This window comes from Paenibacillus paludis, assembly GCF_042610515.1.
Lineage (GTDB): Bacteria > Bacillota > Bacilli > Paenibacillales > Paenibacillaceae > Paenibacillus_AQ.
This window is the reverse complement of record NZ_JBGJZP010000029.1, coordinates 1-15,429: the sequence shown is the minus strand read 5'-3', so window position 1 is coordinate 15,429 and position 15,429 is coordinate 1. Positions and strand designations below refer to the sequence as shown.

12 protein-coding genes and 2 pseudogenes are annotated in these 15,429 nt (G+C 44.3%); 6 read left to right on the top strand and 8 right to left on the bottom strand.

Going from position 1 to position 15,429, the window contains the following annotated elements; all coding sequences use genetic code 11:
* Nucleotides 1-9 precede the first annotated feature (9 nt).
* Genes ACAN56_RS32580 through ACAN56_RS32570 form a run of 3 tightly spaced genes read right to left on the bottom strand, consistent with a single transcriptional unit; the run spans nucleotide 10 to nucleotide 3,726 of the window.
* Nucleotides 10-1,140: a sugar ABC transporter substrate-binding protein gene (locus ACAN56_RS32580; RefSeq protein WP_379147954.1), complete on the bottom strand. Its 1,131-nt coding sequence runs from the start codon at nucleotides 1,138-1,140 to the stop codon at nucleotides 10-12.
* 33 nt (nucleotides 1,141-1,173) lie between these two features.
* Nucleotides 1,174-2,184 carry an ABC transporter permease gene (locus tag ACAN56_RS32575; protein WP_038587535.1) on the bottom strand — a complete coding sequence of 337 codons (1,011 nt, stop codon included), beginning with the start codon at nucleotides 2,182-2,184 and terminating at the stop codon, nucleotides 1,174-1,176.
* 18 nt (nucleotides 2,185-2,202) lie between these two features.
* Nucleotides 2,203-3,726 (bottom strand): sugar ABC transporter ATP-binding protein, encoded by a 1,524-nt coding sequence (locus ACAN56_RS32570; protein ID WP_379147951.1) that lies wholly within the window; start codon nucleotides 3,724-3,726, stop codon nucleotides 2,203-2,205.
* A gap of 225 nt (nucleotides 3,727-3,951) precedes the next feature.
* Between ACAN56_RS32570 and ACAN56_RS32565 the strand changes: the two genes are divergently transcribed.
* On the top strand, nucleotides 3,952-6,444 hold the full coding sequence (locus ACAN56_RS32565; protein WP_379147949.1) for a GH39 family glycosyl hydrolase: 2,493 nt from the start codon (nucleotides 3,952-3,954) through the stop codon (nucleotides 6,442-6,444).
* A 919-nt stretch (nucleotides 6,445-7,363) separates the two neighbouring features.
* Here the strand turns inward: ACAN56_RS32565 and ACAN56_RS32560 are convergent.
* Both ACAN56_RS32560 and ACAN56_RS32555 read right to left on the bottom strand, forming a co-directional pair.
* Nucleotides 7,364-7,537, bottom strand: a pseudogene (locus ACAN56_RS32560) (sigma factor-like helix-turn-helix DNA-binding protein); the annotation flags it as partial.
* A gap of 52 nt (nucleotides 7,538-7,589) precedes the next feature.
* Nucleotides 7,590-8,639 carry an NAD(P)-dependent alcohol dehydrogenase gene (locus ACAN56_RS32555; protein WP_379147947.1) on the bottom strand — a complete coding sequence of 350 codons (1,050 nt, stop codon included), beginning with the start codon at nucleotides 8,637-8,639 and terminating at the stop codon, nucleotides 7,590-7,592.
* 120 nt (nucleotides 8,640-8,759) lie between these two features.
* Here ACAN56_RS32555 and ACAN56_RS32550 point away from each other — a divergent pair, with 120 nt between their 5' ends.
* Nucleotides 8,760-9,176 carry a MerR family transcriptional regulator gene (locus ACAN56_RS32550; RefSeq protein ID WP_038587526.1) on the top strand — a complete coding sequence of 139 codons (417 nt, stop codon included), beginning with the start codon at nucleotides 8,760-8,762 and terminating at the stop codon, nucleotides 9,174-9,176.
* Nucleotides 9,177-9,224: 48 nt separating this feature from the next.
* On the opposite strand, the pseudogene ACAN56_RS32545 reads toward ACAN56_RS32550, so the two are convergent.
* Nucleotides 9,225-9,308, bottom strand: a pseudogene (locus ACAN56_RS32545) (sigma factor-like helix-turn-helix DNA-binding protein); the annotation flags it as partial.
* Nucleotides 9,309-9,774: 466 nt separating this feature from the next.
* On the opposite strand from ACAN56_RS32545, the gene ACAN56_RS32540 reads away from it, so the two are divergent.
* From ACAN56_RS32540 to ACAN56_RS32525, 4 genes are all read left to right on the top strand, one after another.
* The gene (locus ACAN56_RS32540) at nucleotides 9,775-10,470 is read left to right on the top strand and encodes a response regulator transcription factor (RefSeq protein ID WP_379147945.1); all 696 of its coding nucleotides are present in this window, start codon (nucleotides 9,775-9,777) and stop codon (nucleotides 10,468-10,470) included.
* 1 nt (nucleotide 10,471) lies between these two features.
* Nucleotides 10,472-11,527: a HAMP domain-containing sensor histidine kinase gene (locus ACAN56_RS32535; protein ID WP_379147943.1), complete on the top strand. Its 1,056-nt coding sequence runs from the start codon at nucleotides 10,472-10,474 to the stop codon at nucleotides 11,525-11,527.
* A 223-nt stretch (nucleotides 11,528-11,750) separates the two neighbouring features.
* Nucleotides 11,751-12,932 (top strand): alpha/beta hydrolase family protein, encoded by a 1,182-nt coding sequence (locus ACAN56_RS32530; protein ID WP_379147941.1) that lies wholly within the window; start codon nucleotides 11,751-11,753, stop codon nucleotides 12,930-12,932.
* A gap of 72 nt (nucleotides 12,933-13,004) precedes the next feature.
* Entirely contained in the window at nucleotides 13,005-13,322 is a 318-nt protein-coding gene (locus ACAN56_RS32525; protein ID WP_379147939.1) for an ATP-binding cassette domain-containing protein, read from the top strand.
* Between the two features lie 49 nt (nucleotides 13,323-13,371).
* Here ACAN56_RS32525 and sigK read toward each other — a convergent pair whose 3' ends face one another.
* Nucleotides 13,372-14,073 carry an RNA polymerase sporulation sigma factor SigK gene (gene sigK, locus ACAN56_RS32520; protein ID WP_038587424.1) on the bottom strand — a complete coding sequence of 234 codons (702 nt, stop codon included), beginning with the start codon at nucleotides 14,071-14,073 and terminating at the stop codon, nucleotides 13,372-13,374.
* 279 nt (nucleotides 14,074-14,352) lie between these two features.
* Nucleotides 14,353-14,442 (bottom strand): putative holin-like toxin, encoded by a 90-nt coding sequence (locus tag ACAN56_RS32515; protein ID WP_353953971.1) that lies wholly within the window; start codon nucleotides 14,440-14,442, stop codon nucleotides 14,353-14,355.
* Nucleotides 14,443-15,429: the final 987 nt, after the last annotated feature.

Genomic DNA, 15,429 nt, shown 5'->3' with positions numbered 1-15,429 from the left:
TCCCCTGATCTATTCATTTCTGGCCTGTTGAATTTCTGGCAAAGTACGGCTGGTTAATGCCTGCAGCGATTCCCATGTAGCGGATTCGTTGAAGCTCAGCATTACTTTCTTAAGTTCATCAGCGGTAACCGAACCTTTCGACTTGTCGGATGGAATCACATATTTGTTGAAATTATCAGTTTCTTCTACTGAGCTCAGCGTTACATAGTTGACTCTTCCATTAGGCTCCCAATCGGAATACACTTTTCCATGAATCCGGTCGTACAGCTGCGCAAAGGCGTTGGCTACAATCTGCGTGTAATTGTTTGTTCCAGCCATCAAGACATTGCCACTCGCAAGACCCGAACTTGTAGAGTTGTTATAGCCTAGCGCAAGCAGATGGATTCCGGGAGAAGAGCTGTTCAGGATAGCCGGATAAACAAAGTCCATCCCTGAACCCAGACCAAAGATCGTATCCACTTTCGGATGCTCGGAGATGATTTTGGTTACTGCATCACTTGCGTTCTCTGGCGCGAAGGAATGGTATTCCGTTGGATAGATAGTAACTTGATGGTCAACGTCCAATTCTTTCATTTTCTCAGTCAGACCCGAAATGATTGCCGGAGCGTCCAAGAAAGCAAACTCAGGAAATGAAGTGACTCCGATATTTCTGGCCCCTGCCCGGTAAGCCTGCTCAGCATACAAGGCACCCAAGTCCGCCGGGTTGTCGCCGAATTGCTTGATCCCTCCGACAAAGTAGTCACTGGCTATACTTCCATCCACATCCCCCAGCGCTACCGAATAATACACACCAGCTTCTTCCGCCAAGCTCACACTTTGTTCAAGCGCGGTATCATAACCGCTTATGACTCCATCCACACCTGAGGCAAGAAGATTCTCAAGACCTTTAATATGGTCCTCCTCGCTTGAACCCACGGTTGCATAATTGAACTTCACATTGAAATTTTCTTCCAGATAGGAGCCGTAAGATTTGATTTCCTGGCCTTGAATATCCGTATAATTGTACAACATGACCCCAATGTCAATCTGATCCTTCTCTTTGCCGCCTGTATTATTGGCTTTGTCACCACAGCCGGTGAGAACGATTCCAACCAGCATCATAAGCACGCTTAGAATAAGGGTTACTTTACTTTTTTTCATTGCTTATCCCTCTTTTACATGAATTTTTTAGAATTACCGGGGCATAACCTCAGAAGAAGGACGCTTGAGCAGCAGGAACACCACGAGCAAAAATACAACACCTTTCACCAAGGAGACCATTTCAGGAGCTACTCCCACCATGACCAACCCGTTATTGAGCAAAATGTAAGTAATGCTGCCTACAATCGCCGAACTCATTTTCGCTTTGCTGCCTCCGTTCAGGGATAAACCACCCAGAATGAGGGCCACAATGACATCCATCTCCATTCCGGCTCCCGTGTTCTCGCTGATGACCGTTGAACGAGCTAAAGATAAGATGGAAGCAAAGCCTACCAGCACACCTGCCAGAGCATAGCCGGTAATTTTAGCCTTTTTCACCTGTACCCCGCTTTGCATAGCTGCCAGGGAATTGTCGCCAATGGCCCGGTTATATTTACCAATCTTTGTGTAATGAAACAGTACGATTCCTATCAGACCTATTAGAATAAGAAAAATCAGAATAAACGGAATGTTTCTGCCGAGCAGCTTGAGCTGTTCTGTATCCACAACGCTAAGTTTTTCGGTCGCAGTCGATACCTTATAGGTCACCAGCCCTCTAGCAATAAACATCACCGAGAGGGAGGAAATCACCGACATCAGCCCAAACTGTATAGCGATAAACACATTAAGCAGATAACAAATGACGGATACGACAATGGCTGCTAGGATGCCAACTGCAAGCGGTGCTCCAGCATTCAGCGTATAAACCGCAGTTAAGGAGCTCAGCGCCATAACCGCCCCTACTGATATATCCATGCCGCCATGGGAGAAGATAAAGACCATTCCTACTGAAATCGTGAATAGTACAGCAAGCTGCTTGATAATCGTCCGCAGGTTAAAGCTTGACAGCAAGTCCCCACCGGTCAATAGGGCAAAGACTACGATGACAAGCGCCAAACCTGCATATTGAATTAATGTATTTTTATTTTTTTTTAGAAAGCCGAGAGTGCCCGGGAATCTTCCCCTGCCGAGTCTTCCTTGTGTAGCTGTATTGCCGTGTTCCATTAAGCTCCCGCCTTTACTCTAAATCATGTGTTCAATTAGCATAGCCTCACTGAGATTCTCCGCCCTGGAGAACTCTTTGCATATTCTCCCGTCCTTCATCATCAGAATCCGGTCGCTCATACCAATCAGTTCCGGTAATTCCTCTGAAATCATCAGTATGGAATACCCTTCTTTCTTCAAAGTATAGAGCAACTGGTACATAGTGGTTTTAACACCTACATCCACACCTCGGGTAGGACTGTCTAAAATCAGAATTTTCGAGTGGTTCCCGATCCATTTGCCGAAGGACACTTTCTGTTTATTGCCTCCCGACAATTCCCCTACGTTCTGATTCATACTGCTGGCTTTAATCTTCAACCCCTCAATCTGTCTCAAGGCAAACCGTTTCTCTTCGCCGGGCAGAATCAAACCAAAGTGTGAAAGCTGGTCCAGCGCGGACAAAACCAGATTATCCTTGATCGACGCTTCCATAATTAGAGTTTCTTTATCTCTGTCCTTGGATACATAACCGATCCCGCTGGCCATTGCCGCCTTAATACTCTTCAGGTTGCGGGGAATAGCAGGAGTGCCGTCCTCCTTATTCTCATAGACCAGGACCTCTCCCTTCACTGGCTTTAGACCCCCATACAATAACTTGCCCAACTCATGCATTCCACTGCCTGACAGCCCGCCTATCCCCAGAATCTCACCTTTGTGCAGATCCAACTGGATGTCCTTCAAAACGGAGCTGCTGACATTCCTGACCTGGATCATAACCTGATCGTCATAGGAACCATCGTAATCAACCCGGTAATAATTTCCTTCAATGACCCTGCCTACCATGGATTGCTTAATGTGATTCTCATCAAAATCCTGCTTCTCAATGCTTGTAATCAGTTCGCCGTCCCGCATGACCGTCAGCACATCGCAAACATCCATCAACTCACTAAGATCGTGGGAAATAAACAATACGGCCTTATTCTGGTCTCTAAGCCTGCGCATAATCTGGTGGATCAGAACTCTGCCTTCATGCGACAAAGCGGTAGTTGTCTCATCAACAATGAACAATGTAGGATCATAGTACAGGGCTCTGGCGATTTCGATCAGCTTTCTCTGCTCAAAACCTAGCGTATACATGGGTCTGGTTACATCGAGCTCACGCAGCTCAATCAGTTCCAGCGCTCGCTCCGCTTCCTGATTCATTCGTTTATAATCGACGAATCCCCGCTTAACAAACCGCTGCTCCTCACCAAGAAACATATTCTCTGCAATTGACAATTCGGGAATGGTGCCCGTCTCCTGCACAATCATTGAAATCTTATGCTCCCTCGCATCGAGTGTGTCCTTGGGACGGTAGGTTGCGCCATCAATACGCATTTCACCGCTCGTGACGGACAACAGGCCGCTCATCATGGCCGAAATGGTTGATTTACCGGAACCGTTCTCTCCGATAAGACCTCGAATTTCTCCAAGCTTTACATTCATGCTGACCTGATTAACAGCGGTTACATCATTAAATTTTTTACTTATCTGCTTGGTCTCCAGAAAAACTTGCTTATCCATATCCAACATCCCTTTTGCCATATGATATCGCTTACCCCACGAATATATCCTAACATGTACTACAGCTAATCTTAACTGTCCATGTTAACTAGATTAGAGCATAAATTTAATCTATAATAAGAATCCAAGTACTTCCTATTGCAAATTTCGAGCTTTCAGATTAAATAAGTGCCTAATATATTGCCATTGAAGATTAAATAACCACCTATAGAAAGAGGCGATAATATGGAATTCCGACACGAGGTTATTAGTTTCCCCAAACAACTGCCTATTAAATTCTTCCTTCACCGCATCGGGCATGTTAACCGCCACTGGCATCAATCGTTGGAGCTTATTATCAATATCAAAGGAAAAGTGCATATAACTGTCAGCAACTTGTCCTATGAGCTTGGACCCGGAGATATTATTCTGATTAATTCTAACGAAGTTCATGAGCTGCATGCGGATAATGCGACAATGATAGCATTACAAATCAAACTTGAATTGCTTAAAGAATCAACTATGGATATTCAGAGAATGTATTATGACTGCAACTCAGCCCGTTCCGGTGACTCAGAGCGATTCAAAAATATTAAGCGGATCGTTGCCCAAATTCTGAAATATAATATAAACTCCAACGAGTATATCGATCTCAAAAATATTTCACTGGTGTATGAGCTGATCTATGAACTATGCTCCAATTTCAGCAGTGACAAGGAGGAAGGTCTCAGCTACTCCCAAGAGAATCTGGATAGGCTGAGCCGAATACTGGATTATGTCAACAGCAAATACAATGATCGAATCTCTTTGCAAAATGTGGCCAAAGCAGAATATTTATCCGTCCCCTATTTATCCAAATACTTCAAAACGAGCATGGGTATATCCTTCAGTGACTACCTGAAGGATATCCGCCTGCATCATGCAGTAAATGATCTTACGAATGAGTCGCTGACTATTGACAAGGTGGCGGTACAGAACGGCTTTCCCAATGTCCGATCATTCGTCGTGGCTTTCACTGATAAATACGGGGAAGTTCCGAGTGTATGGAGGAAAAAGCATGCAGGCGAAATTTTGGGAAGCATAGAAGCTACCAAAGAAAAATCCGTGAATTACTATCAGGATGAGCCGCTTTCTTATTATGAGGATATTTCAGCCTTCATAGAGAGCAATCTGGAATCTGCCCCCGTCAATTTGCCTCAGCGGGTGGGCAGCAGTAGAACTTCTTTGATTGAAGTTCCAGTTTCCAACTGCCTGATGGCACTTCACCATCATTTCAAGAACTTTATTGGAGTAAGCCGGGCCAAGGAGGTTCTGCTCGCCGATGTGCAGCAGGCACTGCGCATCGCACAGGAGGAAATTGGTTTCAAATATATAAAAATGCACAGCCTGCTGGATGATGACATGATGGTTTATAGTGAGGACGCAGAGGGAAAAGCAATCTATAATTTTCATTTTATTGATATGGTATTTGATTTCCTGCTCTCCATCCGCCTGAAGCCGCTGGTGCAGTTCTCCTTCATGCCAAAGCTGCTCGCCAGCAATCTGGAGAAAACCGTCTTTTACAATCAAATCAACACCAGTCCTCCGAAGAGCATAGATAAATGGAATCAACTCATCCGGGCGCTGACACTGCATCTAATTCAGCGGTACGGCTTGGGAGAAGTCAAGACATGGCTGTTTTGCGTATGGAATGAACCCAGTTCCTCCAATTTACTGTTTGGCTTCAGCAATGACGACATCTTCAATAAGCTGTACCTTAATACTTATGAAACCGTGAAGAATATTGATCCTTCCATTCCCTTCGGGGGGCCAGCTGCCTTCTCCACCTATAACAAGAACGAAGACTGGCTGTTTCGGTTTCTGGATTTCTCCAGAGCTGCGGGCTGCACGCCGGACTTCATTACAATCCATTATTACGATATCGATTTATGGGATTATAATGGTCAAGATAACCAGTTGAATCTGAGTCCAGTGAGCCATTCCTTCACTGAATTTATTGACCGGCTGAAGCAGCGACTTGAGGAAGCCAAGTTCGACTCACTGCCGGTATATCTCACGGAGTGGAATTCGACAGTCTCCCATAAAGACCTGATGAGTGATACCTGCTTCAAATCGGCTTATATCATTAAGAATCTCACCGAGAACTATGACCGTCTGGATGCTTTTGGGTATTGGCTGTTAACCGATCTGCATGAAGAAAATCTCCTTCCGCAGCAGTTGTTCCACGGAGGGCTTGGCCTCTTCACCTATAACAATATTAAAAAACCGTCTTATCATGCTTTCTTCCTCCTTAACAAACTGGGGGATGAGTTGATTGCGCGCGGCGATGGATATTTCATTACCAAATCACGAACCGGCTTTCAGATTTTGCTGCATAATTATCATCATTATGATGAGGTCTACGCTCAAGGAGTTTCTATAAGTATCTCTTATCACGAACGGTACTCTCATTTCCCGATAAAATCACGAAAGGAGTTTAATTTTGAATTATCGCCGGTTAATGGCAACTATGACTTTGTGCAGCATATCGTGAATCAGCAGTTCGGAAGCGCATTTGACAATGAGAACAGTTTTGGTGCAGCCGCGGGGCATTCTGTTGAAGAAATTAATTATCTGCGCAGCATATCCGTACCTAAACTCAGCAAAAAGTGTGTTACCGCATCGGGTTGTCTCCCGATACAAGTCATCCTGGAGCCATTCGAAATTTGCCTCATAGAACTCATAGAACGATCTGAGTAGATATCCTATGATGAATCAACACTAGTCAATCTAAATGGAAAAGCGATAGAAACTGCATCTCAGTTATGTATTTCTCATTTCTCCAACTGGTAAACTTATGTATTTTTTTTGTAGATCTACCTTAAACTCAGCCAGACATGTACAATCAGACCTCTCACCTCTTCTGCCAACCCACTGTCGAATACCTTGTTGGTGGGATTAATCTCATGCTCTAATTTACTGGCCATTGCCAGGCGAGCAAATGGTAATGAGCGGCCTGTGCCAGTCTTTTACTTGCTAATGGAATCAGCATGAAAGAAATCCAGAAATGGCTGGGACACAGCAACTATTCTACACCGGCTGACACTTATTCTCGTTTGAATACAGCTCGAATGTATCTTCAGCATCAACAATGAACGGTATTCTGATATTTTTAATTAAAAAGATCGCACTGCCCTCAATACTACATGAGAGTCATGCGATCCTCGTTCTCTCCTCCGGAAAAAGGAAAGAACTGCAGGAGAGAACTCAATAAAAAGTTCTCTCCTACACTGTTTCAAAAACCAAGGTTTTTCGAAAAAAAACCTTATAAATCAAGCATACTGAGGCAGGGGTCGAACACGTACGCTACTCACGTAACGCAGAATTTTAAGTTCTGTGCGTCTGCCAATCGTAATTCATCCAAATACACTGATGAATGCCGCTCGACCTATTTCACCACTAACCGGAACAATCCTTGTCCCTACTCTCCATCCGGGAACTCAACAATGCACTTCGTCCACATTTCCACATGGTTCAGCTCCTTCTAATAACATTTTTCCTTTAATCCCTATTTCACAGAAGTAGCCTACAAAAAAGACAAAGCAACTCATCCGCAGACAAGTCGCTTTCTTACGCTATATTATTACCGGATACTTTTTTGAAGTTATCATTTTCAAGCTCACCGCTTCGCCTTATAAAACTCATGATACAGCTTCATCAACGCCCTTTTTTTAATTCTTGAAACGTAGCTGCGCGAGATGCCGAGGTTGCGGTAGATTTTGCTCTTTTCGATTTTAAGATCGACTTCTTTAATAACATCATCAGCTTCGGAGCCAAGGATATCTATAAGAGTGTGAATTTTTTGGAATTATGGACACGATACGATGTCAAAAATAGGACAATCCTTATTCATTCCCCATCGTACTGATATCGATTACAAACCGGTAACGGACATCTGAAGCGAGTACACGCTCCCAGGCTTCATCAATCCGGTCGGCAGAAATAACCTCGATCTCAGATGCAATATTGTGTTCAGCACAGAAATTAAGCATTTCCTGCGTTTCACGGATTCCGCCAATCATTGACCCGGCAAACGAGCGGCGGTGGCCGATCAGCGAGAATACGTTAACTGCCAATGGATCAGCGGGTGCACCGACATTGACTAATGTACCATCCAGCGCCAGAAGCGAAAGATAGGCATCAATATTAATCTGCGCACTTACTGTATTTACGATCAGGTCGAACGAACCGGCAAGCTGCTTAAATGTCTCCGGATCGCTAGTCGCATAATAATGGTCCGCCCCTAAATGCAGACCGTCTTCCTTCTTTTTCAGTGACTGTGATAAAACAGTAACCTCAGCCCCCATGGCATGAGCGATCTTCACAGCCATGTGTCCAAGTCCTCCAAGACCCACCACAGCTACTTTTTTGCCTGGAGCGGCCCCCCAATGGCGCAGCGGTGAATAGGTTGTGATTCCGGCACACAAAAGTGGTGCAGCAGCATCAAGCGGAATAGCGTCAGGAATCCGGACCACGAAGTCTTCTGTTACAACAATGTGAGTGGAATACCCGCCCTGGGTATAGTGCCCGTACCGGTCGATAGCTCCATAGGTGCCTGTACTTCCATTAAGGCAATATTGCTCCTCACCTTTATGGCAATTGCTGCACTCTCCGCAGGAGTCAACCAAGCATCCTACCCCTACCCGGTCACCTACTGAATACTTTGTGACTTCGGAACCGACCTGGCTAACAATTCCGGCGATCTCATGCCCTGGAACGAGTGGATAAGTGACCGGCCCCCACTCCCCGCGGGCTGTATGAATGTCCGAGTGGCAGATCCCAGCGTACTTAATCTCAATAAGAACATCGTGCGGCTGAAGATTCCGGCGCTCAATGGTGGTTAGCTTGAACGGACCTTCCTGGCTGAATGTAGCGCGTGCATTAACTTTTATCATAGTGTAACCTCTCTTCTAGTTAATATTAAAATCTGTAAGACCGGCTTTACAAAACATATGTTATTACTTAAAGTTAACTCTAAGTCAAGCAAAAAATACAATTGAGACTGGAGATACATGATGAAGACATACTCCATAAGTGAAGTTGCAGAACACTTTAACATGACACCACATACCCTGCGTTACTATGACAAGGAAGGTCTTATGCCCTTTATAGAAAGGACCTCCAGCGGGAAACGCGTTTTCAAGGAATCGGATATGGACGCTTTAAAAGTCATTGAATGCTTGAAGTCATCCGGGATGCCGATTAAGGAAATTAAACATTTTATTGAGTGGTGCTCTGAGGGGGATTCCACCTTGCAGCAAAGATATGACATGTTCCTGGAGCGGAAAGCTTCCGTAGAAGCACAGATGGAAGAATTAAAAAAAACGATGGAAGTCATAGAACATAAATGTTTATATTACAAGACCGCCTTGGATAGCGGTACGGAGGATGTTCATAAAAACAATAAAATAAAAAGTTCATCCGCTCATTAGAAATGGACTTTCAAATTCGTAAGCTTCTTGATTGAGGCTGCCATCTTTTCACCGCTTCGCCTTATAAAACTCATGATACAGCTTCATCAGCGCCCTTTTCTCTATTCTTGAAACGTAGCTGCGGCTGATTCCACTATCAATAAAATTAAAGATAGCGAAGATATTTCATTAAGAGCATTAACAAAGTTTATTTCCCCTAGTGATTTTGTGCTGATTGGGGCTTTAAAGAGACAGGTTTACGAAGTGGAGAATTGCATCAACAAGATTAAGGAATTATTATTTATACAGATCCGTTTGCGTAATTCTGATCATCAATTGTTTAAAGATAAAGGGCATACCAGCTTGTTGAATCCAGAATTCCCCAAGGCGTTGCTCAAGCTCTTATTCCAGCGTATCCGGAACTGGAGAGGCGCTTTGAGCGCGACTTTTTTTGAAATATAAGCGTTATATGTTTCACACGATAACTTATCCTTCTATTTCTCGCTGAAACGGTACCGTCCTTAAAAAGGACGGCAAAGCCGTTTCCACTTGTCAATTCGAGTCATGCGGCTCTTGTGTTATAAATGCAGTCCATTTAAAGAGGTTGGGAGGTATAAAGATGCCAAAAACGATATTAGTTGTAGACGACGATGAAGAAATCGTAAAACTCATCACAAAGAGTTTAAGGTACGAGCAATTTGCAATAATTTCGGCATGTTCCGGGAAAGAAGCCTTATCTGCGTTGGAAGAAAACCACATTGATTTCATCGTTCTTGATATAGTGATGCCTGATATGGATGGACATGATGTCTGCAGAAGTATCCGAAAATCTTATAATGTTCCAATTCTTTTTTTAAGTGCGCGTGATAAGGACATTGATAAAATCGTCGGGCTCGAAATAGGAGCAGACGATTACATGACCAAACCTTTCAGTATTCAGGAGCTTGCCTCCAGGATAAAGGCCCACTTCAGAAAAGTGGACAGGCTGTTTAAAGAGTGGGATGAACTTAGTACCAGTAACGAAAAGGCTGATGCTCCGCTCATTTTGAACGATAAGACGTTTGAAGCATTCCTGCATAGCAGGAAGCTCGACTTATCAACGAAGGAATTTCAAATTTTGTCTATTCTTATGCGTCACCCCAATCATGTATTGACTCGTGAGCAGATATATGAAAACGTCTGGGGAGACGAATACGGTGAAATAAATACCGTAACGGTCCATATTAAAAATATCCGTAAGAAACTTGGTCCTGAATATGACTTTATTAAAACCATATGGGGCATAGGATATAAATATACGGAAAGAGCGCAATAGTATGAAACTGAAAATAAAACTTCCCCTCTTATTCCTGCTGATGCTTATAATTTTTATGTTTTTAATTGGAATGTACCTGAAGCTTGTCTTTGCAGTATATTCCCCTATACACAGTTCATTGCTGGACTCGCGATATATAGCATTGCTCCTGCCCATATTTGCCATTGCCTTTTTCATATTTATTATTCTGATTATCTATATTCATTTTTGCATAGAGAAACCCATTCAGCTTCTGAATACCAGGCTGGAAGAAGTAAATATTGTACATCCAATGCCTCCGCTAGCTTTGAGGAGTAATGACGAGATCGGAGAACTTTATAAGCACTTCAATAAGATGGAGCATAGGCTTCAACTCGCCCACAGAGAGCAAACCGATATGATTGCCGCAATCGCCCACGATTTGAAAACACCCCTGACATCTATTAACGGTTTTACCGAACTGCTGGCTGCACACAAGGACTTACCAGAAACTGAAAAGCAGGAATATTATGAATTGATTCAAAGGAAGTCAGAATATATGGTCGAACTCATCAATGATTTCTCCAGCTTCACCAAAGAAAAACTGGAGTTGGAATCCATGGTAGCTAAACCTGTAAAAGCATTAAAATTATTTGAAAAAATTGCCCTTGAATATGAGTACGAGCTGGCGGGACTTGACAACGAGCTTAATTGCCGCCATTCATTCACGGAAAATATATTGCTAATGGTCAATGAACCGATGATCCGTCGGGTTTTCGGCAACCTCTTTAGCAATGCTGTAAGATATGGAGGGAAGAATAAGCTGAAAGTGTATATGACCGGATACCCGCTAGGACATTATGCCTATTTCCAAATCGAAGATAATGGAATTGGAGTGCCGGATAAGGATATTTCTTCTCTGTTCCTCAAATTTTTCACTGTGGATAAATCGCGGCAAATCCAAAAGGGCGGGCTGGGGCTGGGTCTTGCAAGCTGTAAATCCATTATTGAACATCACGGGGGCGAAATTGTTGCCTACCCTTCCGAATATGGCGGTTTGGGGATAAGATTCAGCCTTCCCCGGGCGGCACAACGCTGACTTTATTTTTGCACATCTTCTTTTACAACAAAGTTAAAGGCTGCTGCCAGGTGTGACCACACTCAGGCAGCAGCCTTTTTTTGATTTTTTGCGGTTTATAGTTTTTTATATTCTCTTTATAAACATTTATTTTTCTTTTAAAGAAGCTTTATCTTTGTGTTGTAAAAATATACTTGTAGTAAAAAAACTACAATCACTAGAACTGGAAAAGGAGGATGTTGCAATGTCAATTGAGTTCAGCCGTTGGCCCAGTAACTACATGATGTCATACCAAGTCACCAAAGCTTTGGGTATGGCAAGCCTCGGTGCTACGGACGTCACCGAGATCTACGAGGCCTGCAAAAAAATCGACCCCGATGACAAGGATACATGGCACAGGGAATGGCTCATAACCGCCCAGGCATTGGAAAGACACGGCAAGGAGGCCGAAACGGCTGGAAACTGGTATACAGCACGAAACTGCTACATTCGCGCCTGCAATTACTACAGAATCGCAGAGTATGCGGTGATGGATGATGACATCGAGAAAATCCGTATCTTTAAGAAGGTAAATGAACTCTTCGAAGCTGCCGGAAAGTACTTCGATGTCCGCCCGGAGAAGATCCAAGTCGATTACGAGGATGTCAAGCTGGAGGGGTACTTCTTCTCCCCTTCCTGGATAAAAGGTCCAAAGCCGACCCTTTTTGCTCTTAACGGTGGCGACGAGTGGTCAATTGAAAATTATTTCTGGCTAGGTCCCGCCTTCATTTCGTGTGGATATAACTTTCTGGTCTATGACCAGCCTGGCACCGGCCTCTCGCTGTACGAAAAGGGAAAGGGGAGACGGGCGGACAGTGAGGCTTTTCATTCCCGAGCAATCGACTTTCTTCTAACACGGCCGGAAGTTGATCCCGATAAGATTATCGTGCACGGGGAGAGTTTTGCGGCTTACGACTCGCTGCGATTCGCTTCGTTCGATCACAGGATTGCTGCCGTCATCTCCGACGGCGGTACGCACGCCTTCGACTGGGATGCCATGCTTAAATGGATGCCGCCGAGTCTGGCCGCACACGGCATGAGAATTCTGGGGGCAAAAAGCTTGGAGGATTTTGCGGGGAATCCGCGTTTTGCCTATAATCTTGAGGGCGTGCTCCACCAGATAGAATGTCCGCTTCTTGTAATGCACGGGGCGGAAGAGATATTGGTTCAGCCAAATCCGCTGACACAAGCCTTGAAGAATTACGAGCAAGCGGGTTCGAAAAACAAGACGTTCTACCCGATAGAGGATAGACGACTTGGCGGATTAGAACACTGTCAGGTAGACAACATCAACGTGCTGCATGAGGTAGTGCTGAATTGGCTCTGCTCAATTGGGCTTGGGCCAGCCTCGCCCCGCTTAAGCGATTGCCAGGACATCATAAAGTAGATTTATTGAAAGATTTCTGATTGAGCTTGTTCAGGAGTGGCGTACTTAGAATCCTGAATAAGCTCTCTCTTTATGGAGGAGTTGAAGTTTGGCGACTATATCGCATTGAACAATCTTTCGCTGGAGGTGAGCCGAGGAGAGATATTTGGATTTTTGGGACTGAATGGCGTTGGAAAGACAACGACCATAAAGATGCTCTTGGCGATGCTCAAGCCAACCTCCGTGTACCTCTTCCGACTTCCTTCAGATTCCACCTCACGATGGACAACCTTGTCCTTGGCTAATGTTAGGCGCTCGCCAGCCTCCGTTCGGGACTTTCACCCTAGAGATGACGCCCATGCTGGGCGTACTAACAAAAAAGCAACTTCCCTGTTGGCAAGTCGCTTTTAAAATGTTCTATTGTTAATCGCTACTTATTACTTAAATTATCATCCAGACCTCACCGCTTCGCCTTATAAAACTCATGATACAGCTTCATCAGCGCCCGCTTCTCAATCCGTGACACATAACTCCGCGAGATCCCCAAGTCCTTCGCAATCTCCCGCTGCGTCCGCTCTTCCCCGCCAGTGTCCAGGCCGAAGCGGCCGACGACGACTTCCTTCTCCCTCTCGTCCAAAATGTCGAGGTTGCGGTAAATCTTGCTCTTTTCGATTTTAAGATCGACCTCTTTAATAACATCGTCAGCTTCGGAACCGAGGATATCAATCAGCGTAATCTCATTGCCCTCTTTATCCGTCCCAATAGGATCATGTAACGACACGTCCTTGCGGGTTTTCTTCAACGAGCGTAAATGCATCAAAATTTCGTTTTCTATACAACGAGCAGCAAAGGTCGCGAGCTTCGTGCCCTTGTTGGGCCGGTAGCTTTCGATGGCTTTGATCAGTCCGATCGTGCCGATGGAAATCAGATCCTCCATATCCTCGCCGGTGTTATCGAATTTTTTTACTATGTGGGCAACTAAGCGCAAATTGTGTTCGATTAGCAAGTTACGAGCCTTAGCGTCGCCCTCAGCCATCATCCCTAAGTATTTGCTTTCATCCTGCTCCGAGAGCGGCTGGGGAAAAGCATTGTTTCTTACGTACGATACCAGCAGCGTCAGTTCTTTGATCAGTAGCGCTATCGTGCTTATGATTCCTGGCAACTTGGCGACACCTCCCGCACATGTACAATGAAACCGATCAGCAATGAGAACTACGGGTTCATGGTCCTTTTATTGTATGTGGGTAGATGCCTAGAAGTGCCTGTACGGGAGAAATAGGTACGGGCTATTATAACAGGGTTTGAGGTATACTCTTTGGTGTGATAAGATAAGAATATAAAAGGAGCCGTGCGTCAACACGACTCCCGTGTACAATCCGCATTAAGAGCGGCGGCTTACGGAATGGGCCAGAGATAGACCGTTATCCTTCGTCGGGGCGGTCTATTTCTTTTTGTGGAATGAAAGGATCAACACAATCAGCGTCGCAAATGAAATCATTAGCGTCAGTGCTTGGTATACCTCCACAGGCATCACCTCCCTTCCGGGAGATTAGCCGACCGCCCTTATGCCGTTGTACAAACCTTATTATAGCAAACCATATTCTCCCAGGATATGGTTTTTTGTGTTCTACAGAAGGTAGTCGAAGTGGTTGGAGGCCTCTTCCACATTCGTTGTCAGCTTAGCCTTCCCGCTACAGGGCACTCGTGAAATCAGCCTTGAATGTCGAAGATACATGGTTTTATAAAAAAAATAATCTTTTGGGCCGTAGCATCTTCTCGTGCATCATTGCCCTACTCCTAATCAGTTTTTGAGCATTTTTTTGCCGACAGTAAATTCGATGAATCCCAACAATAATCCCATGATCATAATGTACCAGTAATCACTGAATAAAGGTGATAATGTCACCAGAGTGAAAATAATTGTATATAAGCCGTATAAAAGAATAGACCCACTTAACAATTTGTAAAACCTATTTCTTTTTGTAATAAAAAATAAAGCAATAAAAAAGATTAAACACACTGATAGCAGAATAGATGGGAAGTAGTAGAAAGAGGTTGTTAATGAAGTGTTGAACCCGATTGATTGGGTTTCACTTGTTAAATTATAAAAATTTTTAAATCCATCTGTTACTATTAAGATTACTATGATGATTTGAACCGCTTTCCAATCCTGTTTCATATTAAACTCCTTTCGTTGGCGTGTGTGCTTCCGGAAAGTCTATTCCTGGCTCTGAGCATGAACGGACCGAGTTGCACTTATTTGGAGCTTTTAGCCTGTTACAGTAGGACATCGGACTCCAGCGCAGTTATTTCTCCCTGATGGCCGATTTTAGATAGAATATAGAGTTGATAAGGTCGTCTGGGTCCGCAAAAGAGATTAAACAGGGGTTTTACTCTCCATAGCGTCTCCTGAGTCCTCCCTCGTAATTAAGAGGGATTCTCACGAATGCTCACTCATTCGCAGGATTTCATCGCTACGAAGCGGTGGAGATGGTTGGCTTGCGATGGAAATTGAACC

Excerpts from the sequence above, each read along its gene's own strand:
- ACAN56_RS32580 (WP_379147954.1), bottom strand. The coding sequence starts at position 1,140 with ATGAAAAAAAGTAAAGTAACCCTTATTCTAAGCGTGCTTATGATGCTG.
- ACAN56_RS32575 (WP_038587535.1), bottom strand. The coding sequence starts at position 2,184 with ATGGAACACGGCAATACAGCTACACAAGGAAGACTCGGCAGGGGAAGA.
- ACAN56_RS32570 (WP_379147951.1), bottom strand. The coding sequence starts at position 3,726 with ATGGATAAGCAAGTTTTTCTGGAGACCAAGCAGATAAGTAAAAAATTT.
- ACAN56_RS32565 (WP_379147949.1), top strand. The coding sequence starts at position 3,952 with ATGGAATTCCGACACGAGGTTATTAGTTTCCCCAAACAACTGCCTATT.
- ACAN56_RS32555 (WP_379147947.1), bottom strand. The coding sequence starts at position 8,639 with ATGATAAAAGTTAATGCACGCGCTACATTCAGCCAGGAAGGTCCGTTC.
- ACAN56_RS32550 (WP_038587526.1), top strand. The coding sequence starts at position 8,760 with ATGAAGACATACTCCATAAGTGAAGTTGCAGAACACTTTAACATGACA.
- ACAN56_RS32540 (WP_379147945.1), top strand. The coding sequence starts at position 9,775 with ATGCCAAAAACGATATTAGTTGTAGACGACGATGAAGAAATCGTAAAA.
- ACAN56_RS32535 (WP_379147943.1), top strand. The coding sequence starts at position 10,472 with ATGAAACTGAAAATAAAACTTCCCCTCTTATTCCTGCTGATGCTTATA.
- ACAN56_RS32530 (WP_379147941.1), top strand. The coding sequence starts at position 11,751 with ATGTCAATTGAGTTCAGCCGTTGGCCCAGTAACTACATGATGTCATAC.
- ACAN56_RS32525 (WP_379147939.1), top strand. The coding sequence starts at position 13,005 with ATGGAGGAGTTGAAGTTTGGCGACTATATCGCATTGAACAATCTTTCG.
- ACAN56_RS32515 (WP_353953971.1), bottom strand. The coding sequence starts at position 14,442 with ATGCCTGTGGAGGTATACCAAGCACTGACGCTAATGATTTCATTTGCG.